Source organism: Ruegeria sp. TM1040, assembly GCF_000014065.1.
Lineage (GTDB): Bacteria > Pseudomonadota > Alphaproteobacteria > Rhodobacterales > Rhodobacteraceae > Epibacterium.
In genome coordinates, this window is sequence record NC_008044.1 from 2,381,090 (window position 1) to 2,395,899 (window position 14,810).

The following is a 14,810-nucleotide window of genomic DNA, read 5'->3' on the forward strand; positions in this document are numbered from 1 at the left end:
ATCGAAATCCGGCTGGCGAGGCGGTAGGTCTGCTGTCTAGAACCTCTGCCACAACTCCAGCGTCAGGCCAAGCCGTTCCTGCCCGAAAGAGCGCCACTCCAGCCCCGTCAACAGCTCACGCTTGGGGGAGAGGCGCCAGCGCAAACCGGGCAGAACCTTCCAGATCCGCGCGCCCGCGTCGGGTTGAAAAACCTCGCCGCGAAAGATCACCGCTGGTCCGGACCTGCGCTCAAAACCAAAAGCACCGTCGAGCTTCCACGCCTTTGCCAGGCCTTCCTCGCGCCACTCTCGGATCAGGTCGAAATTGACCCAAGCTCCGCGCGTGGGCCAACTGAGCCCCCGCCCTGCCGAAAGACCGAGCCGTTTCATGCCGCTCCATTGTGTCTCGACACGCCCAAACCCGGCTGCCATCTCAAAGGCCAGTTGCCAGCCCGTCTCCGACTGGCGCAGGGGCAGGCGCGTAAAGACGAGCGCATGCGCGCTCTGGTTCTGGGCGTCCGTGCTTTGATTGAGATCGAGTCCAAAGGTCAGCCGCTGCGAGACCCCATAGGCGATATAGCCGCTGACTTCCTGCCCGGAGCCGCGCGTCCGCAGCGCGCTTGAGGTGAAACCGCGCCCCTCCGCCTCAAGCCACGCCCCAGCGAGCGCGGGCAGCGTGGAAAGGGCGTAAACCAACGACAGGACGAGGGGCAGACGCATTGGCAAAGCCTTCTGAAATCACACCCACTCTCCCTATGATAGAGCAACGCATGGTAGACTTTCAAGCGCATTGGATTACGCTCTGAATAAGGGAGGACGTTTCATGCCGACAATCCAGAAATCCGACGACCGCCAAACCGTCATCACCACCTTTGAGGTCACGCCGGGCACCTGCCAGGATCTCATTGATGCGCTGGAAGCCGCATACGCTGAATTCATCTCGTTCCAGCCGGGCTTTATAGCGGCCGGGTTACATGTGAATGACGCACAAACCCGCATCGCCAATTACTCGCAGTGGCATCGGCGCGAGGATTTTATGGCGATGCTGCGCTCGCAGGAAATGCGCAAGCGCAACCGGGAGCTGAATGCGCTCTGCCGCAGCTTCGAGCCAGTGATGTATGACGTGGTCACAACATTTGGCTAGAGGTCTGCGCCACAGGGCTCAGATGGATTTTTCGGGATAAAGCACCCGGCACTGAGCGGCCGCCTCGGCGGCACGCTTTTGGGCGGCAGGCAACGCATCCTTGAGGCGGCGCAGCTTGCGGCGTTCGTCATCCATATCAATGCTTACCGGGGTTTCAATCGTGCGATAATAGGTCTCGGGGCACGGATAATAGCCCACCACCTTGCCGTCCTTCACCCGTCGGCAGCTGTGAAACACTGTCTCCGGGACGGTTTGGCGATGGATGGCATAGCCGCGCGCGATATTGCCTTCGCTCTCGGTAATCTGGCGTTGAAGCTGCGTCTGTTCGGAGGCGCCTTCGCGGATGCAACGCTCCTGGGGTGTGGCGCAGGCGGCAAGGACCGCGAGGGCAGGCAGGGTAAGGGAAAGGCGGAACATGAATATCGTCCTGTAATTGCGGCAATCCATTTTTTGATGCCGCAATCTTAGCAGGGAGGCAGCTGTTATGCGATAACAAGGCCCCATGACCCATGCAGACGGCCTTTTAAAGCCGCGGGTCTGTCGCTCGGATCTGTCTTTCAGGCCTGCCGATCAGGCAGTGGCACAGACCTCTGCCACTGCCAGCTCCGCCAGAGCCAGAACCGCCTCACGGCTACGGGCGATCGCCAGGAACCGGCCATTGTGGCAGAAGGCAGCACCGGGCACGCCGGACGCCGCCTCAAAAGCCGCATCCGTCAGACCCGCCCAAGCCAAGGGCAGATCGGCGCGGGTTTCAAAGGTATCATCGCCCGTGCGGATCGTGGTCAGCGCCCAGTCGCTGTCGCGCGGATGGATCACAAACAGCAGATGATCGGCTCCGGCCTGCTCCACCGCGCCCCGAAAGGGCATGCCCATCGGGAGCTCGAGCACACGGCGCTCGCCCGCGTCCTCAATGGCGCGCAGCACCACATCCGTGGCCCGCAATTTGGCCGCCTTGTGGCGCAGCCGGGCTTCGACAAAGGCGCGCGCGATGGCCAGCGCGTCGACAAATGCCGCATCGTCAGCACCATCCCGGCGATCATCAAACACCGGCTTCAAACTCTCAAGAAGCACCGGCAGCGTCAGCCCTGCAAACAGCGGCCCGGCCTCGGCACTGTCGACCGCGCCATTGTCCAAGAGATCGACAGGACGCACAAAATCCGCATCAAACGCGGCGTGAACCCGGTCGAGATCTTTCTCCGGAACCTCCAGCGCGCGCAGGTAGTCCTGGCCAAATGCGGCCCAGATCAGACCAAAGGAGCTGTAGGGCTGGCCATCGGGGCGCAGCGGGTTGGGCCGCTGGTGATGGTCAAAGATCCGCGCGGCAGCATCAAACTGCCCGCCCACGTCATAGATGATCCGCCCCTCGGCGGGGGTAATCCATGCCTTGTCCCGCGTGCGCACCAGTTCGGCATGGGGATAGAGGCGGCTCAGGATGACGGTGGAGAGGAGCTCATCCGCGTGAAAGCCACCAGAATGGGTCACAAGATGGGTAATGGTCATGGACGTGCCTTGGGGTAACGTGGGCCATAGGGGATAGTGGACGGCCTGCAGGCCGCTTTAGGGTGCCATGGGCAATCCCATGCGCGAGGTCAAGCGCCACATCACCGCAGCAAGGCGGATTGTGCTGTTTTGACGGCACGTCCTAGTTGTTGGCGCTGTCCTCAGGTTGTGAAAGCCGCGCCATCAGCGCGTGAAGGGCGGGCTCCATCGCCTTGATATTCAAGGCGACACCACGCGCATTGGGATGGATGCCATCCGCCTGCATGTAGGCGCCCATCTGGGCCGGATCCTCTCCTGCTTCTGCGGCCATCCCGGCAAAGGCAAACGGGTGCAGCACAAGATCATGCGTCGCGGTCAGATCCGGATAGATACTGTCAAAAGCGGCCTTGTAGTCGGCGCCATAATTGCCCGGCGCCTGCATCCCGATGAGCAGCACTTCGGCCCCTGCCCCGCGCGCGGCCTCAATGATCCGGCTGAGATTGGCGCGGGTGTCTTCGGGGGGAAGTCCGCGCAGCAGGTCATTTCCGCCCAGGAGCACGATCATGGCGTCCGGGGTTTCCGCAAGGGTCCAATCGATGCGCGCCGCGCCGCCGGCGGTGGTGTCGCCAGAGACCCCCGCATTGGTCAGCGCGACATCAAAGCCCTCCACCGCGAACCAGTCCCGCAGCTGCGCCACCAGACCCTCGCCCTGGGGCAGCCCATAGCCCTGCACCAAGCTATCGCCAAAAGCGGTGATCCGCACGGGCTCCGCCTGCGCCACGCCCAGGAGCAATGGAATGCTCACCAAACTGACCACAATTTGCTTTAGAAACTTGCGCATGGCTCGGGACACTCCATATCCAAACGAGATCAAAAGAGATAGGGACCCACAGATGAGCACCGATGCCCGCCCCATTCTTACGCTTCAAGATGTGCATTTGTCGTTGAATGGCAATACCGGCCCGGTGCGGATCCTCGAAGAGATCTCGCTCGAGGTCCAATCCGGCGAGACGCTGGCCCTTGTTGGCCCATCGGGGTCGGGGAAATCATCGCTGCTGATGGTGATGGGCGGGCTGGAACAGGCCACCGGCGGCCAAGTGCGCGCCATGGGAGAGGATCTGACCCGGCTGGACGAGGACGCGCTGGCCCGGTTTCGCCGCGCCCACATGGGGGTGGTGTTTCAGAGCTTTCACCTGATCCCGACCATGACGGCGCTGGAAAATGTAGCCACGCCTCTGGAGCTGGCCGGGGCGCGCGACGCCTTTGACCGCGCCCGCGATGAACTGGAAGCCGTGGGTCTGGGGCATCGTTGCGATCACATGCCTGCACAGATGTCGGGCGGTGAGCAGCAGCGTGTGGCTTTGGCCCGCGCCGTCGTGACGCGCCCCGAGATCCTTTTGGCGGATGAGCCCACGGGCAATCTCGATCAGGCAAACGGCGCACAGGTGATGGATTTGCTCTTTGATCTGCGCGACCGGCATGGCTCGACACTGGTGATGGTGACTCATGCGCCCGAACTGGCCGAGCGCTGCGATCGCACCATCCGCCTGCGCGACGGTCGCATCCTGACCGACGCCCAGCGCGAGGCCGCGGAATGAGCCAGAAATCGTCTTTTCGCCTCGCCTGGCGCTTTGCACTGCGCGAACTGCGCGGTGGGTTGCGCGGCTTTCGCCTCTTCCTTGCATGTCTCGCCCTTGGGGTGGGTGTCATTGCCGCCATCGGTTCGATCCGCGCCTCCATCGAGGCGGGGCTCTCGCGCGAGGGGGCAAGCCTACTTGGCGGCGATGCGGAGCTGACCTTCACCTATCGCTTTGCCAACCCGGACGAGATCGCCTGGATGGACGAGATCGCCCGCGACCGCTCCGAAGTTGTGGAGTTTCGCTCCATGGCCGTGGTCGGCGACGAGCGGGCGCTGACGCAGGTAAAATCCGTCGACGCGGCCTATCCGCTGCGCGGTGACTTTCGCCTCATGTCGGGCCAACCGCTTCATGAAGCGCTCGCAGCGGCAGATGGCCGCCCCGGCGCGGTGATGGAACGGGTGCTGGCCGACCGCCTGGGTCTGAGCGAGGGCAGCGTCTTTCGCCTTGGCACACAGGAATTTCGCCTGAGCGGCCTCCTTGAGTGGGAACCCGATGCGGCGGGATCGGGGTTCTCCATCGGGCCGCGCACCCTGGTGCGTACCGAGGCCCTGGCGCAATCCGGCCTCTTGGCGCCGGGGACGCTCTATTCCACCAAATACCGGCTGACTTTGCCGCCCGATGCAGATCTGGCGGCACTGGAACAGGACGCCCGCGCCCGATTCGAAGAGAGCGGCATGCGCTGGCGCGATGCCCGCAACGGCGCACCGGGGATTGCACGTTTCGTAGAGCGTCTGGGCGCGTTTCTGGTGCTTGTGGGTCTGTCGGGGCTTGCGGTCGGCGGTGTCGGGGTCTCAACAGCGGTGCGCGCCTATCTCGCCACCAAGACCGAGACCATCGCCACGCTGCGCACCCTTGGTTCAGAGCGGCGGGTCATTTTCCTGACCTACTTTCTGCAGATCGGCGTGCTATCGCTCTGCGGGATCACGCTGGGGCTGATATTGGGCGGGGTGGGTCCGCTGTTGCTCGGTCCGTTGATTGCAGCACAGTTGCCGTTTCCGGCGGTTTTCTCGATCTACCCTGCGGCGCTTGCGGAATCCGCACTCTATGGTGTGTTGACCGCACTGTTGTTCACCCTCTGGCCACTGGCCCGCACGGAGCGCATCCGCGCAGCCGCTCTTTATCGTGATGCGGTGAGCGGCGGGCTGCAATGGCCCGCCCCGCGCTACATTCTGGCCACGCTGGCGACGCTCGGCCTGCTGATTGCTGCCGCCGCGCTATTCAGTGGCGCGCCAGAACTGGCGCTCTGGACGGCGGGCGGGTTGATCGGCGCGCTTGTGGTGCTGCTGATTGCAGGAGCCGCCATCGGAGGTCTGGCGCGCATGGGCAATCGTATGGCGCGGGGGCGTCCCGCACTGCGTTGGGCGCTGGCCTCCATCGCCTCGGCGCGCGATGGCGCCATGCCTGCGGTGCTGGCACTGGGTCTGGGGCTGACGGTGCTGGCCGCAATCGGGCAGATCGACGGCAACATGCGCCGCGCCATCGCCGGGAACCTTCCGGATGTGGCTCCTTCCTATTTCTTTGTCGATATTCAGCGCGACCAGATGCCCGCCTTTCTTGAGCGCGTCGAAGGCGACCCGCAGGTGAGCAAGGTCGACAATGCGCCGATGCTGCGTGGTGTCATCACCCGCATCAACGACCGCCCGGCCAAAGAGGTTGCGGGCGACCACTGGGTGATCCGCGGGGATCGCGGCGTCACCTATGCCGCTGCCAAACCCGCAAGCACCAATGTCACGGCAGGCGCCTGGTGGCCCGAGGATTACACCGGGCCACCACAGATCTCCTTTGCTGCCGAAGAGGCCGAGGAAATGGGTCTCGCGCTCGGAGACACGCTGACGGTGAATGTGCTGGGACGTGACATCACCGGCACCATCACCAGTTTCCGTGAGGTGGATTTCTCCAATGCGGGGATGGGCTTTGTGCTCACCATGAACGAAGCCGCCCTGCGTGGCGCGCCCCATAGCTATATTGCAAGCGTCTATGCCGAAGAGGACGCGGAGGCCGCTATCCTGCGCGATGTGGCCCGCGAGATGCCGAATATCACCGCGATCCGGGTGCGGGACGCGATCAACCGGGTGTCCGAGATCCTCGGCCAGTTGGCCACCGCCACCGCCTATGGCGCTGCGGCAACGCTGTTCACAGGGTTCCTGGTGCTGCTCGGGACAGCGGCAGCAGCAGAGCCTGCGCGACGCTACGAGGCGGCCCTGTTGAAAACACTGGGCGCGCCGCGTGGTCAGATCCTGCGCAGCTTTGCGCTGCGCTCCGCGATCCTCGGGGCGGCTGCGGGGGGCGTGGCGCTTCTGGCAGGCATCCTTGGGGCCTGGTCGGTGAGCCACTTTGTGCTGGAGACAGACTATGTTGTGATCTGGCCCAATGCGGTCGGGGTGATCGGCGGCGGCATTCTGGTGACACTCTTTGCGGGACTGGCCTATGCGCTGCGCCCGCTGGCGGCGCGACCGGCTCGGGTCTTGCGGGCGCGCGACTAGAAAGCGCGCGCCTGTCAGGCGGGCGTTTTCGCCGGGCTGGGGCAGGAGAGCGGCGACAGGATGCGCTGTAGATCAATGTTGTCGCAGGTCAGACTCTCGAGCGAGATCCCGTCGAGCGCGCCATAAAACGCCTCCCCCGCCCGGGTGAGCGCGTCGCGCAGACGGCAGGCCTCCACCAGGGGGCAGGTGTTGTCCACATCGGCAAAACACTCCACCATCGGCAGCCCACCTTCGACCTGACGAAAGACATCGCCAATGCAGATGTCGGCAGCGGCGCGACCGAGCGCCAGTCCGCCATTGCGTCCGCGCTGGGTCTTGAGAAAGCCAAGCTGGCTCAATTGGTTCACCACCTGCGCCAAGTGGTTTTCCGAGATATTGCAACGCGCCGCGATTTCGGATTTGGTGACAAGGCGTCCCTCATTGAGAGCACAATACATCAACAGTCGGACCGCGATGTTGGTTCTTTTGGTGATACGCATGTCTGCGGCCCTCTCCCATTGGCGGCGATGGCCCAGTGTTGCAAACTATGGCAAAAAGCGGTTTGACATACATCAAAGCTCGCTCAAAAAACGACAAGGCCTCATGACCCCGCATTTCTTCGGCTTCGGCAGCCTCGTGAACACCGCCACCCATGTCTATGGAAACACCCGCCCCGCCCGGCTGGAAGGCTGGCGGCGCACCTGGGTGCGCACCCCCGATCGCTCCATGGCGTTCCTGAGCGTCACGCCCGCACCCGGCCACGTCATCGAGGGCCTTTTGGCGGCGGTGCCCAATGGCGACTGGGCGGCGCTTGATGAACGCGAAACCGGCTATGTGCGTGTCGATGTCACGCCGCAGGTGGCACATGACATGGCCCCTGCCCCGCAGATTTCGCTCTATCAGGTGCCAGAGGAGTCCCACGACCGCAACGCGCGCGATCACAAGATCCTGCTGAGCTATCTCGACGTGGTGTTGCGCGGCTATCGGGAGGTGTTCGGCGATACGGGTGCAGAGGCCTTTATGGCGACGACGGATGGGTGGGACACGCCGATCCTCAATGATCGCGCCACCCCCTATTACCCTCGCCATCAGGTGATGACCCCGGATGAACACGCCCTGCACGATGCGCTCATTGCCGAGGCTGGCGCACAGGTTTTGGCGGGCGGAGAATGATCTCGCGCAGCCTCCTGCTGCTCCGGCGCATCACGCGCCAGCTCTGGTTTCGGGTGGTTGCGATTTCCCTGTTCTCGCTTCTGGCGCTGGCGATCGCCCCATTGCTAGCGCCGATCCTGCCGCCAGCCTGGGAGGACCGGTTTGGTCGCGAGGCGGTTCTGCCGGTGTTGACGATCCTTGCCTCCGGCATGCTGGCGGTGACGACGTTTTCGCTCAATGTCATGGTCAGCGCCTACCGCACCGCCTCCAGCATGGCGACGCCGCGCGTCTACCGGTTGTTGCTCGAGGACACCGTCACCCAGAGTGTACTGGCGACCTTTACCGGCGGTTTTGTCTATTCGCTGAGTGCCGTGATCCTGTTTCGCGCCGGGATCTATCCGCCGGGATCGGCCTTTGTGGTCTTTGTGATGACGGCGCTGGTGGTGATGCTGATCGTTCTGGCAATCCTGCGCTGGATCGATCACCTCTCGGATCTGGGCAGCATGGACCACACGCTGCGCCTGATCGAAAGCCGCAGCTGCAGCAGCCTGCGCGCGCGCAAAGAGACCCCCTGCCTTGGCGGCTGCTGTCTGAAGACAGAGCCCCCATCGAGTGCCAGCCCCATTCCCGCAAGCCAGAGCGGATTTGTGCGTTTTGTCGATATGGCCGCGCTCAACCGGCGCGCCAAGGAGGCCGGTGTCACGCTCTACCTGACCCGCCTGCCCGGCGAATTTGTCCTGCGCGGCCGCCCGGTGGCCATGGCCGAAGGGGCCGATGAGGCCTTCTGTAAAGAGGCAAGCGGCCTCATTGATGTCGGCGATGTGCGCAGTTTCGAACAAGACCCGACCTTTGGGCTGACGCTCCTGGCGGAAACCGCGCAACGCGCCCTTTCGCCCGGGGTCAATGATCCGGGCACCGCCTATGAGGTCATGGGTCGTCTGACGCGTCTGTTGTGGGAGAACCTGCCCGAGGACTCCGAGGCCACAAAATCAGACGCGGATTTTCCACATATTCACCTGCCGCCGGTGACTGCATCCGCCTTGCTCAAGGCCAGCTTCCCGCCGATCGCGCTCTATGCCGGGGATGCGCCAGAAGTCATGGATTGGATGCAGACCTCGCTCAAGGCGCTTGAGCATCACCCCAATGCGGCCATGACGCGGGCTGCGCAAGAGATGCGGCAGGACTACTTTGAGAATTCATAAAAATACGGGCAGCGCCTTGGCCCTGCCCGTTCATAAATTGTGACGTGATCCACGCCGCGCCTGGCGCGGTGGTTTCAATCAGCCGCGGGCGCGCACGGTCTGCATCAAGGCCAGAAGTGCGGACATATCCGGGCCACGCTCCATGCCGGTGACGGCCTTGCGCAGCGGCATAAAGAGCCCCTTGCCTTTGCGGCCGGTCTTTTCCTTCACTGCTGCGGTCCATTTGCCCCAGCTCTCAGAGTCGTAGGGGCCTTCGGGCAGAAGGGTCATCGCCTCGGCGATAAACTCCTTGTCCTCGTCGGCAATCAGCGGCTCCGCTCCGTCGCGGCACAAGATCCACCAGCCCTCGAGATCCTTGAGCGTGGTGATGTTTTCCTTGGCCACCGCCCAAAAGGCCTCTTGGGTGTCTGCGGGCACGCCAATGGCGTCGAGCTCGGATTTGACTGTCGCAACCGGCAGGGTCTGCAGGTAGCGCGCGGTCAGCGGATAGAGATCCTCGGCGTCGAACTTGGTCGGCGCAGAGCCGAAACGGTTGATGTCAAAACCGTCAACCAGCTCGGCCATATCGGTGCGCAATTCCACCGGATCAGAGGACCCTAGACGCGCCATCAGCGACAGAAGCGCCATCGGTTTGACGCCCGCCTCGCGCAGATCGCGCAGCGCCAACGTGCCAAGACGCTTGGAGAGCGCCTCGCCCTGCGGGCCGGTCAGCAGCGAGTGGTGGGCAAACTCGGGATGGCCATGGCCGAGCGCAGCCATGATCTGAATTTGCGTCGCGGTATTGGTGACATGGTCAGAGCCGCGCACAACATGGGTCACGCCCATGTCGGTGTCGTCCACCACAGAGGCGATGGTATAAAGGACCTGCCCGTCGCCGCGGATCAGCACCGGGTCCGAGACAGACGCCGCGTCGATGGAGATGTCACCAAGGATGCCATCGGTCCACTCGATGCGTTCCTGATCGAGCTTGAAGCGCCACACACCATTGCCGCGCTCGGCGCGCAGGGACTCTTTTTCCGCATCCGACAGCGCCAGTGCGGCGCGGTCATAGACCGGCGGCTTGCCCATGTTGAGCTGCTTTTTGCGTTTGAGATCGAGTTCGGTCGGGGTCTCGAAGGCCTCGTAGAACCGGCCGATCTCGCGCAGCTTGTCGGCGGCCTCGGCATAGCGGTCGAGCCGCTCGGACTGGCGCTCCACCTTGTCCCAGGTGATGCCGAGCCATTCGAGATCCTGCTTGATCGCGTCGACGTATTCCTCCTTGGAGCGCTCGGGGTCGGTGTCGTCGATGCGCAGAATGAAGGTGCCGCCCGCCTTGCGAGCGATCAGGTAGTTCATCAAAGCAGTGCGCAGGTTGCCCACATGGATATAGCCGGTGGGGGACGGCGCAAAACGGGTGGTGGTCATCGCAAATCTCCTGTTGCGCCTGCTCTGTCACAGGCGCGCGGAATTGTCCAGTTTTCGCATGGTGTGCCCCTCTGCGTGCGCCCCTGCGGGGCGTGGCCTCCGGCGGAGCTATTCTGGAAAAGATGAAGGGGTCGGAGACCCTGCACGCATTCGTGATCTAAGTTACACGGATTTCGAGCGCGGGCGCTCTAGTTTCACCACCTATCAAACAACTGGGAGACTGACATCATGACGTTGAAGCTATCTCGCCGCGCGGCTCTTGCCGGTGTTGCGGCTGCCCCGATCGCCGCGGCGGTTGCGGCCCCTGCCCGCGCGGCCGGCCATGAAGCTGCCAAGGCGCCTCTGCATGCGCGTGCGTTCAAGGTGGGCGACTACACGGTTCACAGTCTGCTGGCGGGCAGCACCGGTCGCGACGGTGTGAAGGATATCTTTGGCGGCGGAGCCTCTGATGAGGCGTTTTCCGAAGTCGCGGCAGAGAATTTCATCTCTGACACCAGCGCTCAGTTTTACTTTACGCCGACACTCGTGGACACCGGCTCGGAGAAGATCCTCTTTGACACCGGCCTCAATGCAGGTGGGATCACAAAAGCGCTGGCGGATGCGGGCGTGACGCCGGAAGAAGTGGATGTGGTGGTGCTGACCCATATGCATGGCGACCACATCGGCGGCATGACCGACGACAGCGGCGCGGCGACCTTTGCCAATGCGCGCTATGTGACGGCAGCGGCGGAATATGACCACTGGACCGCAATGCCCGAAGGCAATGGCGGCGCGGATCGGGTGCGCGCCAAGGTGGCACCGCAGGCCGAGAAGATGAGCTTTATCGACGATGGTGGGGCGGTGGCCTCGGGCGTGACCGGGATGGCAGCCTTTGGGCATACGCCGGGCCATATGGTCTATATGATCGAGAGCGCCGGGCAGCAGCTGCTGCTGACGGCCGATCTGGCCAATCACTATGTGTTCCCCTTTGCCCATCCCGAGTGGCAGACCAGCTTTGACACCGACAAGGATGCGGCCTCGGCCACGCGGCGGCGGGTGCTGGAAATGCTCGCTGACAGCCGCACGCCAATGATCGGCTATCACATGCCCTTCCCTGCCGCCGGCTATGTCGAGCGGCGCGGCGAAGGGTTCCGTTTTGTGCCGGTCAGCTATCAGATGATGGGCTAAGCGCCAAAACGACTGAGGCGGAAGGGGCGCGGATCCACGATGGGCGCGTCCCCCGTCACCAGATCCGCCGTCAACCGACCGGCCCCGGGGCCAAGGCCAAAGCCATGTCCGCTGTAGCCGGTGGACACAAACAGCCCCGGACGGGAGATCACTTCGGAAATCACCGGGATCTCGTCCGGGGTCACGTCGATCAGCCCGCCCCAGCTTTGGGTCACATCGGCCTTTTCCAGCGCCGGGAAGGCATCTCGAACCGCCGCAAGACCGCGACGCAGCGCTTTTTGCGAAGGTTGCGGGTCCAGCACGCGGGTCTCTTCAAACGGAGAGCGATCCTGACCGCTCCAGGGGCGGGCCTCGGCGCTCTCGATGCGCCAGCGGTCTGAGACGCGAAAGCGCAGCGCGGTCACATCACGCAGAAAGGCCGGGATAAAGCGATGACCGATCCGAAAGGTGTCGGGCACGATGTCAAAGGTGTTCTCGCCGCCCGAGGCCACCGTGTAGCCCCCATCCATACGTTTGCGCAGGCCAAAACCAGCCGCCCAGAGTGCCGTTTCCGGCACACCCTTGACCGGGGAGAGGCGCATCACGGAGTTGAGGACCTTGAGCTGGGGCAGGAACAGGCCCTCGTTGCGCAGGAACAAGCGTGACCACGCACCGCCTGCCACCACCACGGCGGTGGCGTTGACGCGGCCCTTTTCGGTGATGACCCCCCGGATGCGCCCCGCCTCCACATCCAGCCGTCGCACCGCGCAGCCGGTGATGACCACCGCGCCCTTATCCCGCGCAGCGGAAGCGATTGCATGCGTGGCCATCTGCGGCTCGGCGCAGCCATCCTGTGGGGTGTAGAACCCGGCGCGGATTCGGTGACCATAGCCCGGCGTCAGCTGTTCCAGTGACTCGCCGCGCAACATGTGCCCCTCGCCACCAATCGCCTTCAGATGCTCTGACCACGCCGAGAGCTCCGCCTCGCGTTTGCGGGTGTGGGCCGTGAACATGATGCCGCATTTGGTATAGCCGGTGGCGTAGCCTGTACGCATATCCAGACCTTCCCAGATGCGCTGGGAGTGGGTCATCAGTTCCATTTCGCGGGGATCGCGCTGGGACATGCGAACCCAGCCCCAGTTGCGCGAGCTCTGCTCCCCCGCGATCTGGCCTTTCTCGCACAGGAGCACGGAATGGCCCCGCTCTGCGAGCTCCAGCGCGGTCGATGCACCAACGATACCGCCACCGATGATGACGACATCAACCGCTTTGGGCAGCACGCGGTCCGAATTGAAGTGAGGCAGCTGAGGTCCGGGCATGGGCCCGTTCTAGTCCGGTGTCAAACAGCGGGTCCAGCCGCGCATGAAGCTCATTTGACCGGTTCCCGCAGCCTGTGTTCTCGGGGCCTCAATCACGGCCAGAACACAGGTGTTTTACGAGACGGTGGCAGGGATTTTCAGCTGGGATCACGCCAGCGATTGACAATCGGATAACGCCGATCAAGCCAGAAGGCCCGCTTGGTCAGCCGCGCGCCGGGAGCGGACTGAAAGCGCTTGTATTCGCTGATATAAAGCAGGTGTTCGACCCGTTTTGCCACGTCGCGGTCAAAGCCTGCGGCGACGCAATCGGCGATTGATCCTTCCTGATCCACGAGAATGTCGAGAATCGCATCGAGCTCGGGATAGTCCGGCAGGGAATCGCTGTCCTTCTGGTCCTCGCGCAGCTCGGCTGAGGGGGGCTTGTCGATCACATTGGGGCGGATCACCTCGCCCTCTGGCCCCATCATCCAGTCGCGGTGATTGGCATTGCGCCAGCGGCAGGTTTCAAACACACGCGTCTTGTAGAGATCCTTGATCGGGTTATAACCGCCGTTCATATCGCCGTAGATGGTGGCATAGCCCACCGCGACCTCGGATTTATTGCCGGTGGTCAGGAGCATCTCGCCAAATTTGTTCGACATGGCCATTAGCAGAAGCCCGCGCAGGCGGGACTGGATGTTTTCCTCGGTGAGATCCGCGTCCCGTCCCGCAAAGAGCGGCGCAAGCGTGTTGGTGATTGCTTCGCGGCCCTCAGAGATCGGCACATAGTCGTAGTGGACGCCCAGCGCCTTGGCGACGGCCTCTGCATCCTCGAGTGATTCCTTGGAGGTATATTCCGACGGCAGCATGACGCAGCGCACGTTTTCCGCGCCCAAGGCATCGACGGCGATGGCCGCAACGATGGCGGAATCCACCCCCCCCGAGAGGCCCAGCAGCGCTTTTTTGAAGCCGGTCTTGCCCATGTAATCGCGCAAGGACAGCACCATGGTGCGATAGTCCTGCTCCCACGCATCGGGTAGATGCGCCTTTTCGCCCTCTTTGATGCGCCAGCCATCGGCGGTGCGCTCGAGATCAAGCTGTGCGATGCATTCGTCAAAGACCGGCATCTGCACCGCCAAAGCCCCATGCGGGTTGAGCGCAAAGCTGCCCCCATCAAAGACCTGATCGTCCTGACCGCCCACCATGTTGAGGTAGATCACCGGCAGGCCCGTTTCGACCGCCCGAGCAACCATGTGGTTGATGCGGGTTTCCATCTTGCCGCGGTAATAGGGCGAGCCATTGGGAATGAGCAGGAACTCAGCGCCGGTTTCTTCCAGCGTCTCGGCGACATCCTCGTGCCAGCCATCCTCGCAGATCGGGCTGCCGATGCGGGTGTTGCCCACGGAATACGGCCCGCCCAGCGGGCCTGCGTCAAAGATCCGAACCTCGTCAAACACCGTCTCATTGGGAAGATGGTGCTTGAGGCATTTGGAGGCGATCTTGCCGCCCTTGAGGATCAGATAGGCATTGTAGAGCTTGCCGTCCTCGACCCAGGGGCTGCCGATGGCCAAGGCAGGACCCTCTGCAGTGGCCTTCGCAAGCGCCTCGACCTCAGCGATCGCAGCCTGATGAAAGGCCGGTTTCATCACCAGATCCTGCGTGTTGTAGCCGGTGATGAACATCTCCGGCAGCGCCACGAGATCCGCATCCGCCGCGCGACCCTCCTGCCAGGCCGAGAGAGCCTTGGCGGCATTGCCCGCCAAATCCCCAACCGTCGGATTCAATTGCGCAAGGGTGATGCGAAAACTATCGGCCATCATCGGGGTCCTCGAAAACATCTCTTACCCTGCCATGTATCAGATCCCCGCCGAAGGGAAAGCCTCCGGGGGGCAAAACCATTGCGA

At 63.2% G+C, this 14,810-nt stretch carries 14 protein-coding genes; 6 read left to right on the top strand and 8 right to left on the bottom strand.

The window, feature by feature from the left end; all coding sequences use genetic code 11:
- Positions 1-36: 36 nt before the first annotated feature.
- Positions 37-699: a hypothetical protein gene (locus TM1040_RS15745; RefSeq protein ID WP_011539586.1), complete on the bottom strand. Its 663-nt coding sequence runs from the start codon at positions 697-699 to the stop codon at positions 37-39.
- Positions 700-802: 103 nt separating this feature from the next.
- On the opposite strand from TM1040_RS15745, the gene TM1040_RS15750 reads away from it, so the two are divergent.
- Positions 803-1,123, top strand: coding sequence for an antibiotic biosynthesis monooxygenase family protein (locus tag TM1040_RS15750; RefSeq protein WP_011539587.1), 321 nt, complete (start codon positions 803-805; stop codon positions 1,121-1,123).
- 18 nt (positions 1,124-1,141) lie between these two features.
- Here TM1040_RS15750 and TM1040_RS15755 read toward each other — a convergent pair whose 3' ends face one another.
- From TM1040_RS15755 to TM1040_RS15765, 3 genes are all read right to left on the bottom strand, one after another.
- Positions 1,142-1,540 carry a hypothetical protein gene (locus TM1040_RS15755; protein ID WP_011539588.1) on the bottom strand — a complete coding sequence of 133 codons (399 nt, stop codon included), beginning with the start codon at positions 1,538-1,540 and terminating at the stop codon, positions 1,142-1,144.
- 153 nt (positions 1,541-1,693) lie between these two features.
- On the bottom strand, positions 1,694-2,623 hold the full coding sequence (locus TM1040_RS15760; RefSeq protein ID WP_011539589.1) for an MYG1 family protein: 930 nt from the start codon (positions 2,621-2,623) through the stop codon (positions 1,694-1,696).
- 142 nt (positions 2,624-2,765) lie between these two features.
- Positions 2,766-3,443 (bottom strand): arylesterase, encoded by a 678-nt coding sequence (locus TM1040_RS15765; protein ID WP_011539590.1) that lies wholly within the window; start codon positions 3,441-3,443, stop codon positions 2,766-2,768.
- 52 nt (positions 3,444-3,495) lie between these two features.
- On the opposite strand from TM1040_RS15765, the gene TM1040_RS15770 reads away from it, so the two are divergent.
- The gene (locus tag TM1040_RS15770; protein WP_011539591.1) at positions 3,496-4,200 is read left to right on the top strand and encodes an ABC transporter ATP-binding protein; all 705 of its coding nucleotides are present in this window, start codon (positions 3,496-3,498) and stop codon (positions 4,198-4,200) included.
- Entirely contained in the window at positions 4,197-6,725 is a 2,529-nt protein-coding gene (locus TM1040_RS15775) for an ABC transporter permease (RefSeq protein WP_011539592.1), read from the top strand. Before TM1040_RS15770 ends, TM1040_RS15775 begins: the two co-directional genes overlap by 4 nt.
- Positions 6,726-6,739: 14 nt before the next feature.
- On the opposite strand, the gene TM1040_RS15780 is transcribed toward TM1040_RS15775, so the two are convergent.
- A complete protein-coding gene (locus TM1040_RS15780; RefSeq protein ID WP_011539593.1) occupies positions 6,740-7,204 on the bottom strand; it encodes an RrF2 family transcriptional regulator in 465 nt (154 codons plus the stop codon).
- A gap of 103 nt (positions 7,205-7,307) precedes the next feature.
- On the opposite strand from TM1040_RS15780, the gene TM1040_RS15785 reads away from it, so the two are divergent.
- On the top strand, positions 7,308-7,877 hold the full coding sequence (locus TM1040_RS15785) for a gamma-glutamylcyclotransferase family protein (RefSeq protein WP_011539594.1): 570 nt from the start codon (positions 7,308-7,310) through the stop codon (positions 7,875-7,877).
- A complete protein-coding gene (locus tag TM1040_RS15790) occupies positions 7,874-9,058 on the top strand; it encodes a DUF2254 domain-containing protein (RefSeq protein WP_011539595.1) in 1,185 nt (394 codons plus the stop codon). Before TM1040_RS15785 ends, TM1040_RS15790 begins: the two co-directional genes overlap by 4 nt.
- 78 nt (positions 9,059-9,136) lie before the next feature.
- On the opposite strand, the gene gltX is transcribed toward TM1040_RS15790, so the two are convergent.
- Positions 9,137-10,462 (bottom strand): glutamate--tRNA ligase, encoded by a 1,326-nt coding sequence (gene gltX / locus TM1040_RS15795; protein ID WP_011539596.1) that lies wholly within the window; start codon positions 10,460-10,462, stop codon positions 9,137-9,139.
- 228 nt (positions 10,463-10,690) lie between these two features.
- On the opposite strand from gltX, the gene TM1040_RS15800 reads away from it, so the two are divergent.
- Positions 10,691-11,629: an MBL fold metallo-hydrolase gene (locus TM1040_RS15800; RefSeq protein WP_011539597.1), complete on the top strand. Its 939-nt coding sequence runs from the start codon at positions 10,691-10,693 to the stop codon at positions 11,627-11,629.
- On the opposite strand, the gene TM1040_RS15805 is transcribed toward TM1040_RS15800, so the two are convergent.
- Both TM1040_RS15805 and TM1040_RS15810 read right to left on the bottom strand, forming a co-directional pair.
- The gene (locus TM1040_RS15805) at positions 11,626-12,927 is read right to left on the bottom strand and encodes an NAD(P)/FAD-dependent oxidoreductase (protein ID WP_011539598.1); all 1,302 of its coding nucleotides are present in this window, start codon (positions 12,925-12,927) and stop codon (positions 11,626-11,628) included. The genes TM1040_RS15800 and TM1040_RS15805 overlap by 4 nt on opposite strands.
- A 137-nt stretch (positions 12,928-13,064) precedes the next feature.
- The gene (locus TM1040_RS15810) at positions 13,065-14,723 is read right to left on the bottom strand and encodes an NAD+ synthase (RefSeq protein ID WP_044027248.1); all 1,659 of its coding nucleotides are present in this window, start codon (positions 14,721-14,723) and stop codon (positions 13,065-13,067) included.
- Between the last annotated feature and the right edge of the window lie 87 nt (positions 14,724-14,810).